Raw genomic sequence first — 18,058 nt, 5'->3', positions numbered from 1 at the left:
TTTTGCTTTATTTAAAAATAATTTAATCATTTGTTTACATAGAACTGTATAAAACTGCAAGTAAATTATTTGATTATCTTTGCATAAGTGTAAAGAACAAGACCCCAGAAATGTTAAAAGAAGAACGACAGCAGACTATTTTGAACGAAGTTGAACTGCACAACAGAATTCTTCTAACGGACATTGCAGAGACCCTAGATGTTTCTATTGATACCGTTAGGAGGGATGTTAAAGAATTGGATGCGGAGAAAAAGTTAAGGAAAGTTCACGGGGGAGCAATTTCTTTGGGTTTTACTACCAACAGTGCACGAAACAATAATATATACGCACTAGAGGATAAAACGACGATTGCAAGAAAAGCGATTACCATGTTAAAAGACGGTGCCGTTATCTTTATCGATGGTGGTACTACTTGTTTGGAAATGACAAGACTTATTCCAGATACCTTACACCTTACCTGTTTTACCATCAGTTTACCCGTGGCTATGGAGCTTTCCAATAAACCTAACGTTACGGTAATATCCATTGGCGGACAGATAGCTAAAGAGGCACAGATTTCAATTGGCGCAAACGCCATACATAACTTATCTGAAATTCGTGTAGATTATTCTTTCATAGGTACCGGTTATGTAGATGCGCTGTATGGTCTTACGGAATTTGATTGGGATATTGTTCAAATCAAAAAGGCGGTTATCAAGGCATCAAAAAAAACGGTCTTGCTTTCGATTTCTGAAAAATTGAATTCCCAACATCGCTATAAAACCTGTGACATCAACACGATTAATACCATGATTACGGAGCTCGCTCCGGAAGATAAGCTGCTTACCGCTTTTAAGAACAACGATATTAGAATACTATAAACATGGCTTACAAAAAGATTACCGAAACTCCTTCTAATCATAATGATTTGGAACTCATGGATACCAATACTATTTTGGTTAATATGAACAATGAGGACAAGAAAATAGCGCATGCAGTGGCTGAAGTCATACCTCAAATTACTCTTTTAGTGGATGAACTAAGCAATCGTTTTGAAAAAGGAGGTAGGCTGTTTTACATAGGGGCAGGAACGAGTGGCCGCTTGGGTATTCTCGACGCTTCGGAAATTCCGCCAACTTTTGGAATGCCGCACGAACGCGTGGTGGGATTAATAGCTGGTGGAGATACTGCCATTAGAAAGGCAGTAGAAAACGCAGAGGATGATACAAAGCAGGCTTGGTTGGATTTGGAAGAACATGCCATTACTACGAACGATGTGGTTGTAGGAATAGCAGCCTCAGGTACAACACCTTATGTTATAGGAGGACTTAAAGATGCGAAAGAAAGAGGTATTTTGACCGGAGGTATTACCAACAACCCAGGCTCTCCATTAGCCCAGTTGGCCGATATTCCAATAGCGGTAAACGTGGGGCCGGAGTTTGTAACGGGTAGTACACGAATGAAAAGTGGAACTTCGCAGAAATTAGTGCTTAATATGATTTCTACCGCTCTAATGATACGTATTGGTCGGGTAAAAGGAAACAAAATGGTGAACATGCAGCTTAGTAATGACAAGCTTGTGGATAGAGGCACCAGATATATCGTGGAAGGTTTAGGCGTTACCTATGGGGAAGCTGAAAAATTATTAAAGAAACATGGTTCCGTTAAAAGAGCTTTAGAGGCGGGTAGGAAAAAGTAGATTCACCTTATTTTTTAATTGCACTCACCTCTGCTGTGGTAACCATCTTATCGGAGGTATTTCCCCAAGAGTTGAGGACAAAATTCATCACGTCGGCAACTTCGTCATCCGTTAAGCCTAAAGACGTCATAGCGCTATTATAAGTTACACCATTGACGGTAATCTCTCCTTGCTGTCCGTATTTCACTCCTTTAATACTTGCAGTCCTATTTTTGACCAAGTAATCTGAATTGGCCAAAGGAGGGAAAACGTGAGACACACCTTCGCCGTTGGCTAAATGACAGGTAACGCAGAAATCCGCATAGATTTCACTTCCACGTTGCATACTTTCTTTTAATTGTGACTCTTGAACAAGAGAAAATCCCAAGGATATTACCACTAAAAAATACACGGTTATGGTAGCTTTCATTGAAGGTTATGATTTAGGAACAAGTTTATAGATGCCCTTACCTTCTACGGCAACGTAAATTAGACCATCCGGTCCTTGTTCTACCGCACGTACTCTTCCTTCTCCTTCAAGTAATTTTTCTCTACGGATAACCTTAGTGCCCTCGATTTCTAATCTTTCCAAATACTGAAATGCCAAGGAACCGACCAATAAACTGCCCTTCCAACCGGGATAGTTGTCCGAAGTCACAAACGCCATTCCGCTTGGAGCTATCGACGGAACCCAATAGTGAATCGGTCCTTCCATACCCGGCATCTCCTGTTTGTCCGTAATTGTAGTTCCACTATAATTAATGCCATAGGTTACTAAGGGCCAACCATAGTTTGCACCTTTTTTAATGATGTTAATTTCATCGCCACCTCTGGGTCCGTGTTCATGGTCCCATATTTGTCCGTTTTCAGGATGTTTTATCAATCCCTGTGGATTTCTATGTCCGTAGCTGTAGATCGCGGTTTTTGCACCCTTCTCATTTACGAAGGGATTGTCCGGTGGAATACGTCCATCATCAAACAATCTGTATATTTTACCACCGTCTCTTTTAATATCCTGTGGATTTACATCCCTGGCACCACGCTCACCAATGGAAAAATAGAGATATCCCTTATCATCAAAGACTATCCGAGAACCAAAATGTTGTCCTTTTGTGGTATTAGGACCCGCCTTATACAATAGCTGTTTTTCTACCAAGGCATTGTCCTTAATTTTGGCACGCATTAGGGCGGTATGACCGCCTTTTTCATCCCCCTCTGGAGAAGCATAAGTAAGATATATCCATCCGTTTTCATTGTATTTTGGGTGTAGTTCAACATCCAATAATCCACCTTGACCTCTCTGATAAATTTCAGGAATATTACCGATAATCGTCTTTTTTCCACTTAAAAAATGGATTAATTTTCCTGATTTCTCTGTAATTAACATTCCTCCCTCAGGAAGAAAGGTAAAGCCCCATGGTACCTGTAGCTCATCGACGTACAACACGCTTGTAAATGGAATCGTTTCAGGGGTAAATACTTTATTTTCAATGTTTTGCCCACAAGAAAAATTAAGCATTACAACGAAAATATGAAGACAGAGGACACTTTTTTTCATAGGTCTACGTTAGAAATATGTTATATGGTAATGAAAATATTTGTTTAAAGATAAATAGAATTTATAAGTAGAAACAATTACACCAAAGAATAGTGAGGATTCCCAAGTCTTCATTGTTTTTACCAAAACTCGACTTAACCTATGCTCTCAAAAAAACCGAGGTATACGCTGTATACACTATTACTGGTAGTTTTATCGGTAATCGGTTCCACAGCTATAGCAAACTCAAATGTTCCCGTACTATTTGTTGAAGCTGTAAATGTGCTTGAAAAAGCTGTTGAAAAGACATCTTCGAATACAAATACAGGTGAAGAACATACCGCCACAAGCAACTATTCTTTTACCAATGAAGAGAATAGTACTCTAGCGCCAGCAATGTTTACGACTATCATACAAGGTGCCGATGAAGAGGTAGGTTGTAGTGATAATGGATTTACCGTTGCCCGATTTAATCTATGCGGAGATTTCGATGATCGAACAATAAGCCTTTCCGGAGGACCTTACGGTTCTGTTTCTTGGGAAGTTTTAGGCGGGAGCTGTACTCCAGATATCAATGAGGATTGTCCAAATACCGGGTCCTGCTATAATTCTTTGGTCTCGGGTCAAACTTTTTCTTTAGACGCAAGTACAGTACCAGCAACGACCGGAGCGGAGTTCCGAGTAGTAGCAGATGGTCAGATTTTTTATTTTAAAGTAAAGAAGAGTACCATTACCCAAACCGTTGTTAAGCAGGATAATATTTGCGGGGTACCTGGAAGAATTCAGATTACCAACCTGTCTAGTGCTTACGAATTTAGCATTGATGGAGGTACTTCATGGCAGGGACCAATTTTTGATAACCTTACCTCAGGGACATACAACATACTGGCACGGTTGCGAAATACCGCTAATACCTGTGAGTATCCTTATGAACCCATAACAATTGACCAATTGGATATTGATATCCAAGCAACTTTTATAGATGCCCAATGTAGCGGGGATACGGGTAGTATAACGGTAACTGCGAACAATGTTCCAGGTCCCTATAAATATACGCTCCTTAATTCTAGTGGTGTAGCCCAAGAATTTACCGCTTTTATACCTGACAATCCGTATACATTTTCTGCCGTAGGTTTTGGAACGTATACCGTTCAGGTAGAAACACAACAATGTACAGGTGACCCTTTGAACGGGATAGATCCTCCACGACAAAGTCTGGACACTTCCGGAAACCAAATCATCATCGGTGCCGGGTTAAACGCTTTGGATGCCTCCACGGAGGTTAATAGCAGTTTTGGTTGTGCTACAATTTCTAGTGTAGATATTACATTGAATGCTAGTGGTGGTTCAGCGCCTTATACGTTTACCGTTAATGGAGGTCCCGTTCAACCATCTTTCGGTGATGCAGTAAGTAATACAGGTACGACTACGCATACGGTTAGCGCCGCTGGAACCTATGACTTTATTATAACGGATAGTAACGGATGTACTATTTCTGCATCTTCTAACGTAGAGGAGTTGCTGCCTCCGGATATAAATGTAAGTGGTATTGACGGTACGTGCAGTAACGGAGGTGCGCAGATTGAATTTACGGTGAACGACGCAAGAGGCTATAATCTGTCCTATCGCGTTAATACTGGAGACCCTTGGGTTACCACGCCTCAAATATCGGTTGCTGCAGGTAGTTATAATGACATTGAAGTTCGTTACCAACAGGGTGGTTTTGAATGTACTTTGGACTTGCCAAGTGTGACCGTTGCCAATGTAGGTGCAATTTCTGGTGGGGCAAATAAAATTTCTGACGTAACTTGTGACGGTTCTGGTGGAACCATTGGAGGACAAATCGATTTTGTTGGACCATTTTCTGGTGGTTCCGGTAGTGGTTATGTATTCAGTATTGATGGAGTTAATTTTACCACCATTACCTCATATCCTAATTTATCGGCAGGAACCTATACGCCTATTATTAGAGATGGCGGGGGATGCCGTTTAGAACTGACACCTATAGATATACTTGACGTTGACCCACCAACGGATATTGATTTTATCCAGAGCAATGTCAATTGTGCGGCAGGTACTTCTGACGTTACGTTGACACCTACGTCAAATGCGGCCATAGTGAGATATGAAGTCATTAGTCCCACGCCTGGTTTTGATGGGGACGGGGACAATACCAACAATGTTATAACAGGTCTTAGTACAAGTACGTCCTATATTTTTCAGGTAACGGATGCTAACGGTTGTATTTATACAGAAGGATTTAGTCCAGCGGTGCTCAGTTCTATTCGAGTAAGAGTAAAATCCGGTGGAGATTTACGAGTCTGTAATGGTGCTACTGATGGCACAGGTACTTTTATAGTGGATGGTTTTGCCAATAATTATACCTACGATATCAATGGCGGACTTTATACAGGGGGACCTCAAAACGATGCAGAGATAGACTTACCCTTGTCCGGGGCAGGAACATATACTATTACCGTTACGGATGCGGATACCGGTTGTACAGATACCTCCTCTTTTGATATTAACGAGGCGGCAATTTTGGATTTAAGTGGGAGTGCGGTTAGCCCAATGACCTGTGATAATAATAATACCGGTAGGGTAGAGGCCATCGCCACTGGTGGCTGGGGAGGTAATAGATACAGTTTGGAATACCCTTCTGGCCTCACCGTGGGACCAAAATCAGGTAGATTTTTCGGAAATTTAACGGAAGCTACCGATGCTTTAGACCCATCTGATGTTTATACCCTAACTGTTGAAGATTCAGAAGGTTGTACATCGACCTTTACTTTCGATTTAGAAGAAAGAGTACCACCATCAATTAGTGTCGTTAGTTCGGATTTATGTTTTTCGGCTACTAATAATGGTTCGGTAACCGCAACGTCTTCTGGTGGCGGACCCGGTCATGAATATCGAATTAATAATGGACCACTTCAAGCAAGTCCAACCTTTAATAATCTAGTTCCTGGAACTTATACCGTTGAGGTAGAGGATGATAATAATTGTACAAATCAAGTATCGATTACCATTCCACCTGCTATAAACGTAACACTTAGCATTGTTGATGAGATACCATGTGCGGGTGACGGAACTTTGGGAATAGCCATTTCAGGTGGGGACATAAGTGATTTGTCCAATACGTCATATACGATAGTAAAGGATGGCATTGCAGTACTTGGTTTTACTGGGTTACCATTACCATCGGACACGTTTACCTATACCGTTCCTTTCGGCGAGCATGGGGACTATACCGTTTCTGTCGTAGACAATAATACTTGTACGGATACGTCTGAACCCATAACATTTGATGAGCCTACTAATATTGTTGCGACACACAACGCAACAGGTACTAGCTGTGGTGACCCTAATAGTGGTTTCGTTCAAATAATGCCGGATGCTACCGGAGGTATTCCACCGTTCGAAATAAAATTTGGACCAGATGGAAGTCTTACATACGGAGTGGGAGATGATGGTGCATTTACTTATTCTTCCCAAACCGTGTACTCCGGGTTATCCGTGGGAACGTACGAGTATCTTGTAAAAGATAGTAGGGGCTGTTTAATACCGGGAATTGTAGACGTTGTCATTGCGCCGGATACCAACCCAGCTCCGGATGCCACTGTACTGCCATTGGACGCTTCTTGTAGCGCCAGTGTAGTTTCTGGTGGGATTCAAATTACGGGTGTAAGCAATGGTGTTCCAGAATATACATATATCGTTGAAGATGCGCTTGGAACAGAAATCACACGAATCACTACAGACGGTGCTACGACATATCCACTTGATATGTACGATGTAGCCATAGTTCCCGGTAACTATAATGTTATCACCGTTGACGCTAGAGGTTGTAGTACAACCGATTTGGTAACTGTTGGAAGTACGGCAGTGAACATCATACCGGACAACACAACTTTACCTTTAGTTTGTACTCCTGGTGGTTTCACGTATTGTGTAGATATTACAGGGGGAACAGGTCCTTTCGATATTAGGGTGGTTGATGGCAGTGCTTCTCCATTTACCTACATATCCTTAGGTGGAGCTCCTCCAGTACGAAGATACTGCTTCAGTAATATTCAATTTGGAGAAACATTTACGGTGGAGGTGGTTGATACGGCTACGAACTGTATTTACCAAGAAGTTATCGAGGTTCCTGACGGACCTTCGGATTTAGATGTGGCACTGACCATAGACAATGCTTCCTGTATTCCAGGTAATTTGGTGGACTTGGACTATGTAATCAGTGGAACAGCTATCGTTGGACCTTATGATATAGAGGTTAGGAATACGGATACTGGGGCCCTTTTCATAGCGGAAACTACCGCTTCGACTACGGGAACATATCAAGTACCCGAAGGGGCATATAGTATTCTGGTATATGATAACGGGACCGATTGTTCAGACGGAGCCAATGCTGTTGCAACATTAAATGAACCTAGGGTAGATGTTATTGAAAATACAAATGCCAATTGTAATGCCGATGGTCAGTTAACCGTTCGTGGTAGCGGCGGAACTCCATTTGCTGTGGGCAGTCCTTATGAATATGCCTATGTGCCTTCAGGAAATCCTGTGGACGAGGATGGAACACTTACCCCGAGTGACCCTACGGATGATTTTACTGATGCATCCACCGTAATATTGCCAGGCGCTCCGGCTCCAGGTCTAGATTATGACATTTGGGTGAGGGATTCCAGAAATTGTGCCTATAGAATTTCGGCTGCGGTAATTACAGAAGACCCACCATTACCACCACCAACTTTTGATGTTAGTAATCAGTGCGATGTTTTAGCGGCAACCTTTACTATTGAGGTTCATATGCCCGCGAATATAGATACGCCTAGCTTTACTCTTGGAGGGTTGACCCAATCTGGTGTTTTCGATGCCGGGGATAATAGATGGGAAGCTGTGTTTACGGTAGGGAGCATTGGAACGTATAGAGTTGATGTCATAGATGCGAACGGCTGTACAGGATTTTCGGAGCCAGAGGTTTTTCAAGTATTATCGGCTTCGGGCGGATTTAGTTTTGAACCCAATTGTACAGACCCGGATGGTATCATTACCATAACTGCAAATGGCGGTAGTGGGGATTTTGATTTTGAACTACAGGATAACCTCGGGGTTGCCATAACCAATAACGCTACCGGCGTATTTAATGGTATAGAGGCTGGAGAATATCAGGTTTTGGTTACTGATAATCAGGTTACTGATGGTACGAATAATTGTACCTTTCTCGTAGAGGATATCATTAGTACCATCCCTACTGCACCTTTGATTGTAGATGATGGCGCAACAAATGTAAGCTGTAATGGTGCAGACGATGGTAGTATCAATATCACCTTAGCACCGGGAACGGATATCGATGGTATTACTGCATATAATATTTATTCTGGAAGTCTTCCGCTACCTCCATCGCCAACGGCATTGTTCACCAACACTTCGGGATCATTTGACAATTTTCCACCTGGGAACTATATCGCCCAAGTGATTTCGGATAAAGGATGTACCCATGAGGTAGATGTAACTATTACTGAACCTCTAGACTTCACGATCTCTGCTACTGCAGCGGATTTTTCTTGTGAGCCGGGTGCCAACAGATTTAGTTCAATAGATATTGTAGTAACTATTACAAATCCGGGAACTGGAACGCTAAATACGGATTATCAATTTAGTATAACTGGATTTGAGAATTATGAAATTGGGAATACCGCTACAGGTCATATGTTTGAAATCGTGGATACCGGAGTTTCGCAGAACATCACCGTATACGCCATAGACGCCAATGGTTGTAGGACTACCTTTGATTTACCGACGATAAATCCACCAACCGATGTGGTTCCTTCTATTATAGAGGTAGACCCTTTGAACTGTAGAGATGATGAGCGGGTGCGTATTCAAGTAGTTGGAACAACGGATTTTACAATTTCTACGGTTTCAGTGACTCCTGTTTCTCCGGTTACAAATACTTCTGGAAATAACTATGTAGATGTGTTCTTGCCGGCATCTGGAGACTACTTATTTGAAATAACGGATAATATAGGAGGTTGTACCTATCCATTACCCGCGCATACGGTGCTGGAACCGGAACAACCAGTTGTTTCTATTACGGAAGCCAAACCGGTAAGCTGTTTTACACCAGGAAACGATGGAGAATTATTTATAGAGGTAACCAATTATGTAGGTAACTATTCCTATACAGTGTATATGGCCGATGATACCACCAAATCTACCCCGATAACGACAGGTAATTTTGCGACTACGGATTTTCCCGATATCAATGGTGATGAAGCCAGAATTACGGGACTTCCAGGTGGCAACTTAATAGTAGAGGTAGTTGCTAATGCTATGCCATTTTGTTCTAACGACAGTAATGTAGCTAACATTAGAACTCCTAACGGTGATTTAATAGTGACTGCGACCCCTGTCGGAAATGTTGGCTGTGGTAATGATAGCGGTGAGATAGAAGCTATTGGGCAAGGCGGATGGGATACTTTCCCTTACGACTATAGATTATTGTTCAGTACCGATGGTGGTGCTACGCATACTACTGAAGTAGTCCCATTTTCAAATACGAACGAGTTTACGGGATTAGAATTCGGTTTTTATCAAGTTGAGATTAGGGATATAGAAGGTTGTATTAATAGTGTAGATATTGAATTGGAAGAGGTACCACAAATTGACGCTGGTATTCGCGAGCCCCAAGGTTTGGATTGTCCAAACGGAAATAATGCTGTCTTAGAAGCTTATGATACAACCACTGGTGATGCACTTTCCGCTATAGCTGGTGCTACCGGTGGATTTCCTGGAGCTGGATACAACTATAGATTATTATACTTAAATAGTAATGACCGTACGGATGTAGTTTCTAGCAGCGGGCTTCAGAATTCGCCAACCTTCATTGGCACAAGCGGTGGTTTTATAAGTGCCGGATGGTACGCTATAGAAGTATCGTCAAGTTTTGATTGTCTATACGTTACGGAGCCCTATTTTGTAGATCCACCATTACCAGTAGCCCCTTTATTGGTGCAGACTAGGGTGCCGGGTTGTGGCGGCGACGGTGAAATGAGATTATCTATTGAAAATCCTGACCCTTCATTTAACTATGAGTATGCACCGGTAGAAAATGGTGTAGTGGTAGGACCTTACCAAACTATGGCGGGCACCTCGGTTTTAATTCCAGGCGTTCAAGGAATAACCTATCAATTCGATGTTAGAAAAGTTACAACATTGAGTATATGTTCACCAGTAAGGTCAAATGGTATAACAATGACCAATGCTACGGGAATAACCCTATTGCCTAATTTACCGGATGATATTTCTTGTGCTTCGGAATTGGACGGTAGAATAGAGTCCTTCGTAAATGGTGGCGTTGGTGATGATTTGTTTTATTTGTACGTTGGTGATCCCGTAGATGCATTTAATCCGGCTGCTTCGGCAACTCTTTTTAGGGGCCCTCAACCGAACGGAACATTTGAAGGCTTACCAGCTGGAACGGCATATTACATCGCTGTCACCAGTGGGGCAACCTGTATGGATATTGCTGGGCCGTTTGAAATTGTAAGACCAGAACCCATCACTTTTGATGCTAGTCCTACGCCTGCAAGCTGTAATGGTGAACAAGACGGAACGATTACCGTTGAGGTATTATCAGGAGGCATAGGCTTAATTCAATTTGCAATAGGTCCTAATTTTAATGAATTCTTTAGTGAGCCAACCAACCCGGGAAGTTACACTTTTGATGGACTTGCTGCGGGTACTTATGAGATATTGATTCAAGATGAAAATGGCTGTTTTGAGAAAGACTTTATTACGGTTACAGAGCCGGATGTGGTAGAAATAGTCAATATCCAGACAACACCAGAATTATGTATAGGTGCTAATGACGGAACCGTGATTTTTGATATTACAGGAGGAACACCTTTTGTAGACCCAATTGTAAGCCCTACTCCGTATTTTGAATATAAAATAGAGATGATAGATCCTATTGATGAAACAGGCACTGGTGTTTTTGCACCTTATAATGGTCAAGTTATATCTGGTCTGCAAGGAGGAGCTTCCTATGCCATATACACGCAAGACGCTAACTTGTGCCTGTCTACCGCAGTATTCACTATAGAAATAGGTGTTGATTTAACCGCAGAGCCAATAGTAGAGTACGGTTGTGAAGGAATTTTTCCGAACAGTACGGTAACCGTTCAGGTATTGGATAATAGCCTAATGTCTAATTTAATGTTCGCTTTGGATCCTTTGGACCCTACCGACCCCATTACCGCCAATGCAGGAGTTGAGAATACTTGGGGCGATTTGCCAGCTGGTGATCATACGGTATATATATATCATCAAAATGGTTGTACCAACTTTGTGGAATTCACTATTGATGCGTATGACCCATTGGTGCTGACGGCGACAAAAACAGGTCCTAATGAACTAACGGCACTTGCCGAGGGTGGATTTGGTGGTTATGAGTATTTCTTCAATAGTGAGTCTTATGGAGAAGAAACCGTATTTACTACTAATGATAGTGGTGTGGTTAATGTTAGAGTGGTAGATTCCAATGGTTGTGTTGCCATGGTTCAAGTGCCCTTTGAATTTACGGGTATGTTGGAAATACCTAATTTCTTTACACCAGATGGAGATAATTTGAACGATGTTTGGTCACTGGAAAATAGGGAGTTCTTTCCGAACATAGAAGTGAAAATCTATGATCGGTATGGAAGGGTAGTGGCTATTCTTAATGAAATTACCAATTGGGATGGTACGTATGAGGGCAAGGAAGTACCAACAGGAGATTATTGGTACGTTGTTAATGCCAACGATAAAAGCCAACAACGTTATGTTGGGCATTTTACACTGTACAGATAGATAAACGAATCTTTTAATATACTAAAGGAGGCTCAAATAAAGAGCCTCCTTTTTTGTGTGTTTTCGGGAATGAAAAAGACACCTAAGCTTTATGAAATGGCTATTTGCATATTCTACATAGAAAGGAGAAAGAACCAACGGATTTCTTTATATTGGAGCCAAAAATAAATTTAAATTCATTAATGGATTTTTCAAGGTATATTTTAATCGTGCTGATAGTAACCAGCTGCGCTTCCCAAGTTAAACCAAATTTAGTGGATGAGGAGATGGAAACCACCATCAAGGAAAACCTGAGTTATTATTTATATTACCCTGACGATTATCTGGAAGAACCCGATAAGGAATACCCAATTCTTCTTTTCTTGCACGGTGGTGGAGAATCTGGCGATAGTTTGGTCACCATTAAAAGAAATGGACCTCCAAAGCTTATTGTGCAAGGAAAAAAATTCCCTTTTTTAATTTTAGCTCCACAAAATCCGTATCAAAAAAAATGGTGGAATACCAGGGCGGTAAAGCAGCTTTTGGACACTGTTGTCGCCAATAATAAAGTGGACAAGAGAAGAATATATTTAACCGGTTTAAGTAGGGGAGGTGGTGCCGCTTGGGAACTCGCTGTGCAGTACCCGGAGACTTTTGCGGCAATGGCCGTAGTTTGTGGTATGACGCCTGTGCCTTATGCTTCTTGGATAAATAAAGATATGCCCATTTGGGTATTTCACGGTGAAGAAGATAAATCCATTCCTGTTACGGAATCTGAAACAATGGTTGACAAACTCAAAGAAATGGGATATGACATTCGGTTCACCAAGTATCCTGGGATAGGTCATAATTCCTGGATCAAAGCTTATGATACTGAAGAATTGTATGATTGGTTTGTAGCGCAGAAGTTACCGGGAAATTGATTTTATAGTCAATTTGAGCCTTCTTTACAGGAAACAACGGACTAAAGAATCAATTCTGATATAAATTATTTTTCAATATCAAGATATCCGTATCACTATTGTCCCAAATATCTGCTAAGTATTCGGGAACCGGAGTAAAACCGTACGTAAAAGCACTTAGTATAATATCTTCATCCCCGTCTTGATCAACATCCCCAGAATCTAACAGTAACCATCGCCCTAAATTGGCATCCTCGAAAGTGAAATCTTGAAAACGAAATTTTTCTGTATCCAAATTTTCCAAATAGACAAAGCTGGATTTAGGTTTATGCTCGTAATCAGGAAAAGTAGCTAATAAAGCTATATCTAAATCGCCATCCTCATCAAAATCATTGGTGACTAATCTGGTAGCTCCGTTCAGTGGATAGAAAAAATGTTCCTCAAATTTATTTTCCCCGTTGTTTAGATGTATTCGTAATCCATGATAAGGTTTTTGGACATAGCTCTTATCTCCGTTGTCTCCGTGAACTGTAAGTATATCGTCGTCACCGTCACCGTCAAAATCCACAAGCTCAAACCAACTTGAACCATATACAGGATTAAATTGTATAACGGTTTCGGGGGCAAATGTAAGATTGTCTTTTTGATAAAGTATGGTTATACTCTCTCTTCCCTGAGAACTGAGTACCACCAAATCCAACTTATTATCGTTATTCATATCCCTTGCTATGGTTCGTGTAGTTCCAGGAACACCCAAGAGTATCTCTTTTTTATAATTTAAGCTGTCCTGTTTTACAAAAAGGGATAGCGCTCCGGTCAAATGTCCGAATTCACAAATCACTATTTCATCCCGTCCATCTCCATTAAGATCCTCTACTAAAGTATGCACCGGTCTATGTAAGGTAAAAGGTAGCCGATGATTTGTATTTATGTTTGATATCTCAAGGTAGCCTCTAGCTATTTCCGAAGGATTTAGATAGCCTACACTGGTGGTATAGGAAAATTCCTTTTTTTCAACATAGGAGGTTATCGCTTTCTTTGTTTGATACGTTTGACTTACGCTATCAGACTGAGCGCTCAGTTTGTTAACCGTTCCATTCAAATCCGCAGTAGTAATGCTCTTATCACTCTTGTTGAACTCTAGAAAAGTGACGAAGGTTCCTTTTCTATTATCCAAGTTAACCTGTTTAGTTTGAAACTGTACAAGCTCCTTAGGAGCCTTGGTTTTATTACTGATTAAGGAATCTGGGGCCATTGAAAGGATGTAGCTCTTAAGATTATCCCAATCCTCCATGGAAATTTTAGGTTTGGCCGGATAAACGCCCGATTTCATTCTTGCCTCTTGCTCTTTAAAGGAAAGATTTAAATACGGATTATTTCCCTCGTAGATAACGCCCATTCTCGCCGCCATTTCTGGCAGGACACCTTCCTCCCATACATTTTTGGGTAAATCTGCTACATTCGGTAATGTATGACAACTAGCACAATGCGTGGTATATAGTTCGGATGCCCTTTTTTCCTCATTAGGAGCGCACGAACCAAAAAGAATAAGAAATAGAAAACAATATGAATATATGTTTTCTGAAAAAATAAACCCCATTGTTCTTAATACTTTTAGAATTGGTAATTTTTAAAACTGATATTTACTTTCAATATAATCGTGAAGCCTATTTTTTCTGAAAAACGAGGAGCTTATTTCTGTTCTGAGTGGCTATGATATACGGTTTGCCTCTATTTGCACTCTTGACTAAAACTATGTTCTTGGCGTCTCCAGGAACTAGAAAACCACTCTCCTTGCTTTCTATTGCCTCAAAACCTCCTTTATTATTACCCCTTAAAAATAGTCCGTTATGGGCATCGTATCGCCCTACAAAGGTTTCATTGCCATAGTCGTTTCCAACCAACAACATATCCAAATATCCATCTGAATCATAATCTGAAATTGCTATGTCGTTCACTGGACCTATTTGTGCTTGCCAAGGTAGGCTTTTGTAGGAGAAATTACCCTCGCCTAAATTTTCTATATAGATACTCTTATCATAATTGCCCGTTAGTGTGAGTGCTCCATCTAGTTCTTTCTTCGAAAATAAAGTTTGTAGATTGGCTTTTGAATAATTTTTGTAAGAATTGAATCTTGATCGGAAAAGTGTGCTTTGTCCGTAAAGGTCGCCCCAAAAATGTACAGGAAAAGATTCAAAGGTATTGTCATTGAAGTCCCTGCGATTATGAGCAAATAGTATAGGGTCTATGTTGCCATTGTTATCAAAATCTTTAGCAATGAGATGAACAGGTCGTTCTTTTGACGGTTGGTATTGATTATTGGATCCCATGTTACCAACAACAAAATCTATATCGCCGTCGTTATCAAAATCTGCGCCCTCAATAACTTCCCACCAACCCAATAATTCTTCTAAGCCAGTATTCTCTAGCTTTTTAAGGCCGGTTTTCTCGTTTTGGAATATGGTAATGGGCATAAATTCACCTATTACGATTAAATCCTCTAAGCCATCTGCGGTAATATCTTTCCAAACTGCATCGGTAATCATACCTAGTTCCTTAAACTCAGGAGCCACTGTTTCGGTTACGTCTGTCAGTTTTCCATTATTGTTTTTAAGTAGATAGCTTTTTTCTGGCAAGGGGTATTTCGCAAAGGGTGTACGACCTCCAACGAAAAGATCCGTGTAACCATCTTTATCGAAATCCATGGCTTTAACAACCGAACCACTCCCTTTTATTCTAGGGTGCAAATTAGGTGCCACTTTAAAACTTCCTTTACCATCGTTTATCAGCAGGATATCCGTATAAAATTCATCATCCTTGACCATAAATTCGTTGCTTCCCGAAACTAAATATAAATCGAGGTCACCATCGTTTTCTAGATCAAACAGCGCCATTCCTTCCTGCTCATACGTTAAAAGGTTTTCCTCTCTAAATAGGGGTTTCTCATTAAATCCCCCATTTTTATTTTGAAAGAATATGCTTGGCGAATACCCAGCTGAACTACCCACAATGAAATCTTCCAAGCCATCGTTGTTCAAGTCTCCGTTGACAATCGTTGGACCGTTTTGGGTAAGTTTATGTGGCAGTATGCGTTGAACGCTGTAATCTACGATATCTTCTTCTTGGTGTAAAAAGTCAACTCCGACCATATTCGAAACCTCAGTAAAGTAGGGCTGTACTTTTTTAGGAACCAACGGAAATTTCAATAGTTCTGGCGAAATAGAACCAGATGAGGCGTAATCTATTTTAATAAATGAATTCTTTTCTAGGTCATTTAATTTTTGATATTTTCCATCGGGCCATACTACTTCTATAGCGGTCGGTTCCTTTTTGTTGCCAAGTCCTAAATGAATACCCTCTTCAATGGTGGACATATAACCTCTACTTAAATAATGCTCGTGATACATGAATGTGCCGTCATTTAAACGAACCACTATTTTCGTTCCAATTCCCGAAGGATTTTTTTCTGGACCAGATAAAGAGATTCTTAAAAAGTTATTTTTATTCTCCTTGACTTCATTGCTGTTGTTCCTGAAAACAAATGCCTTATCATTTATATTATTGACAATGTAGTCCAAATCACCATCATTATCCAGATCTACTACGGCCGCTCCGTTAGAAAATGATGGGATGTCTAGTCCCCAATCTTTACTAACATCTTTAAATTTAGGCTTGCCAGTGTTCTGGTAAGCATAGTTAGGTATTTTAATCTGTGGTATGGAATCTAGGATTTGACTTTCATTTAAGTATCGACTTACATTAAATTTAAAATCCCCAAAATCTAAATCCGTAATATCTCGAGGAAATCCGTTGGTTATCAAAAGATCTCTGTAGCCATCATTGTCCATATCAGCAAACAGGGGAGACCAGCTCCAATCTGTTCTTGCAATCCCGGCCATGAGGCCTATTTCACTGAAAGGAACATCAGGACCATTTCCCTTCTGTAACATATTACGAGTGTATTGGTATTCGTAGCCAAATTTGTCATTAAATATATAGTTGGCGTATTTGGTATTGGGAATCGTAGTTTTTGTTCTTTGGTTTGTTTCTCCTAGCATATCCAAGGTGATAATATCTACATAACCGTCGTTATTGAAATCGGAGATGTCGTTCCCCATAGAGAACTTGCTTTGGTGCTTTATTTCAGTACTGATTTTATTGGAGAACGTTCCGTTTTTATTGTTGATGTAGAGTAGGTCATTACTCAAGTAATCGTTACTTACATAAATGTCTGGCCAGCCATCATAGTTTATATCGGCTATTGCTAAGCCAAGTCCATAACCCTCTATCAGAATACCAGCCTCTTTACTTACATCCGTAAAAGTGTCATCCCCATTATTTCTATACAGCCGATCATTGCTATCTGCGGTTCCGTCGGTTATTTTTTTACGGTAGTTGGCCGGAAGCAAATGTATATCAACGTTATTAAGGACGTAGAGGTCTAAAAGCCCGTCTTTATCATAATCGAAAAAAGTTGCTCCCATACTATTTGCGCTACCAGCAATTCCATATGTCTCGGCCATTTCCTTGAAAATGGGTACGCCATCCTTATCCAAACCTTGATTGACGAAAAGTAGGTTTTTGCGCTCTTCGTCGGAAGGAAGCATGGCAGAGCACACATATATATCCAAAAAGCCGTCCAAATTAATATCTGTAACGGCGATACCTGTATTCCAGCTATCTTCTGCCTGGATATTTGCTTTTTTCGATATATTTTTAAAGGAGAAGTCTCCTTCGTTTAAATAAAGTTGATTCGCTACCTGGTTGCCACTAAAAAATATATCTGGCTTACCGTCATTATTGAAATCGCCAATTCCTACACCGCCCCCATTAAAAATATACTCGCTATTGAGGATATTGAAACTGTCCGTTTCTATGATGTTGTTGTTAAATTGAATATTGGTGTCATTTGAGGAAATCCTTGTAAATAATTTCTTTTCCTCTTGGTTGCAGGAAAGAATTACCAGTATGAACAAGAATAGAAAACCTAGATGTATTTTTCGCATAGCGATATGTATCATATTTAAGATAAAATCGTGATTGAAGTTCGGTATCCTTAGCGGATAATTGACGTATAAATGTATGTTAAACGCAGTTAAAAGAAAAATATATGGCAGGTATAATAGC

Annotated in this window: 8 protein-coding genes; 4 read left to right on the top strand and 4 right to left on the bottom strand. The window is 40.5% G+C overall.

Annotated features, from left to right (window positions below):
• Positions 1 to 110: 110 nt before the first annotated feature.
• Together BFP77_RS03385 and murQ are read left to right on the top strand one after the other, a co-directional pair.
• The gene (locus BFP77_RS03385; protein ID WP_099572662.1) at positions 111 to 860 is read left to right on the top strand and encodes a DeoR/GlpR family DNA-binding transcription regulator; all 750 of its coding nucleotides are present in this window, start codon (positions 111 to 113) and stop codon (positions 858 to 860) included.
• 2 nt (positions 861 to 862) lie between these two features.
• Positions 863 to 1,678 (top strand): N-acetylmuramic acid 6-phosphate etherase, encoded by an 816-nt coding sequence (gene murQ, locus BFP77_RS03380; RefSeq protein ID WP_099572661.1) that lies wholly within the window; start codon positions 863 to 865, stop codon positions 1,676 to 1,678.
• 7 nt (positions 1,679 to 1,685) lie between these two features.
• On the opposite strand, the gene BFP77_RS03375 is transcribed toward murQ, so the two are convergent.
• Positions 1,686 to 2,087, bottom strand: a complete 402-nt coding sequence (locus BFP77_RS03375; protein ID WP_257212845.1) for a c-type cytochrome — start codon at positions 2,085 to 2,087, stop codon at positions 1,686 to 1,688.
• Positions 2,088 to 2,093: 6 nt separating this feature from the next.
• Complete coding sequence (locus BFP77_RS03370; RefSeq protein WP_099572660.1) at positions 2,094 to 3,215, bottom strand: PQQ-dependent sugar dehydrogenase; 1,122 nt, start codon at positions 3,213 to 3,215, stop codon at positions 2,094 to 2,096.
• A 141-nt stretch (positions 3,216 to 3,356) separates the two neighbouring features.
• On the opposite strand from BFP77_RS03370, the gene BFP77_RS17570 reads away from it, so the two are divergent.
• Both BFP77_RS17570 and BFP77_RS03360 read left to right on the top strand, forming a co-directional pair.
• Positions 3,357 to 12,050 (top strand): T9SS type B sorting domain-containing protein, encoded by an 8,694-nt coding sequence (locus BFP77_RS17570; protein WP_099572659.1) that lies wholly within the window; start codon positions 3,357 to 3,359, stop codon positions 12,048 to 12,050.
• 182 nt (positions 12,051 to 12,232) lie between these two features.
• Entirely contained in the window at positions 12,233 to 12,952 is a 720-nt protein-coding gene (locus BFP77_RS03360; protein ID WP_099572751.1) for a dienelactone hydrolase family protein, read from the top strand.
• 49 nt (positions 12,953 to 13,001) lie between these two features.
• On the opposite strand, the gene BFP77_RS03355 is transcribed toward BFP77_RS03360, so the two are convergent.
• On the bottom strand, positions 13,002 to 14,531 hold the full coding sequence (locus BFP77_RS03355) for an FG-GAP-like repeat-containing protein (RefSeq protein ID WP_099572658.1): 1,530 nt from the start codon (positions 14,529 to 14,531) through the stop codon (positions 13,002 to 13,004).
• A 67-nt stretch (positions 14,532 to 14,598) separates the two neighbouring features.
• A complete protein-coding gene (locus BFP77_RS03350; RefSeq protein WP_099572657.1) occupies positions 14,599 to 17,937 on the bottom strand; it encodes a VCBS repeat-containing protein in 3,339 nt (1,112 codons plus the stop codon).
• Positions 17,938 to 18,058 lie beyond the last annotated feature (121 nt).

The sequence above is a fragment of the Maribacter sp. 4U21 genome (assembly GCF_002742365.1).
In the GTDB taxonomy this organism is placed as follows: Bacteria; Bacteroidota; Bacteroidia; order Flavobacteriales; family Flavobacteriaceae; genus Maribacter.
The sequence above is the reverse complement of the archived record's forward strand: the minus strand, read 5'-3'. Positions and strand labels throughout refer to the sequence as shown.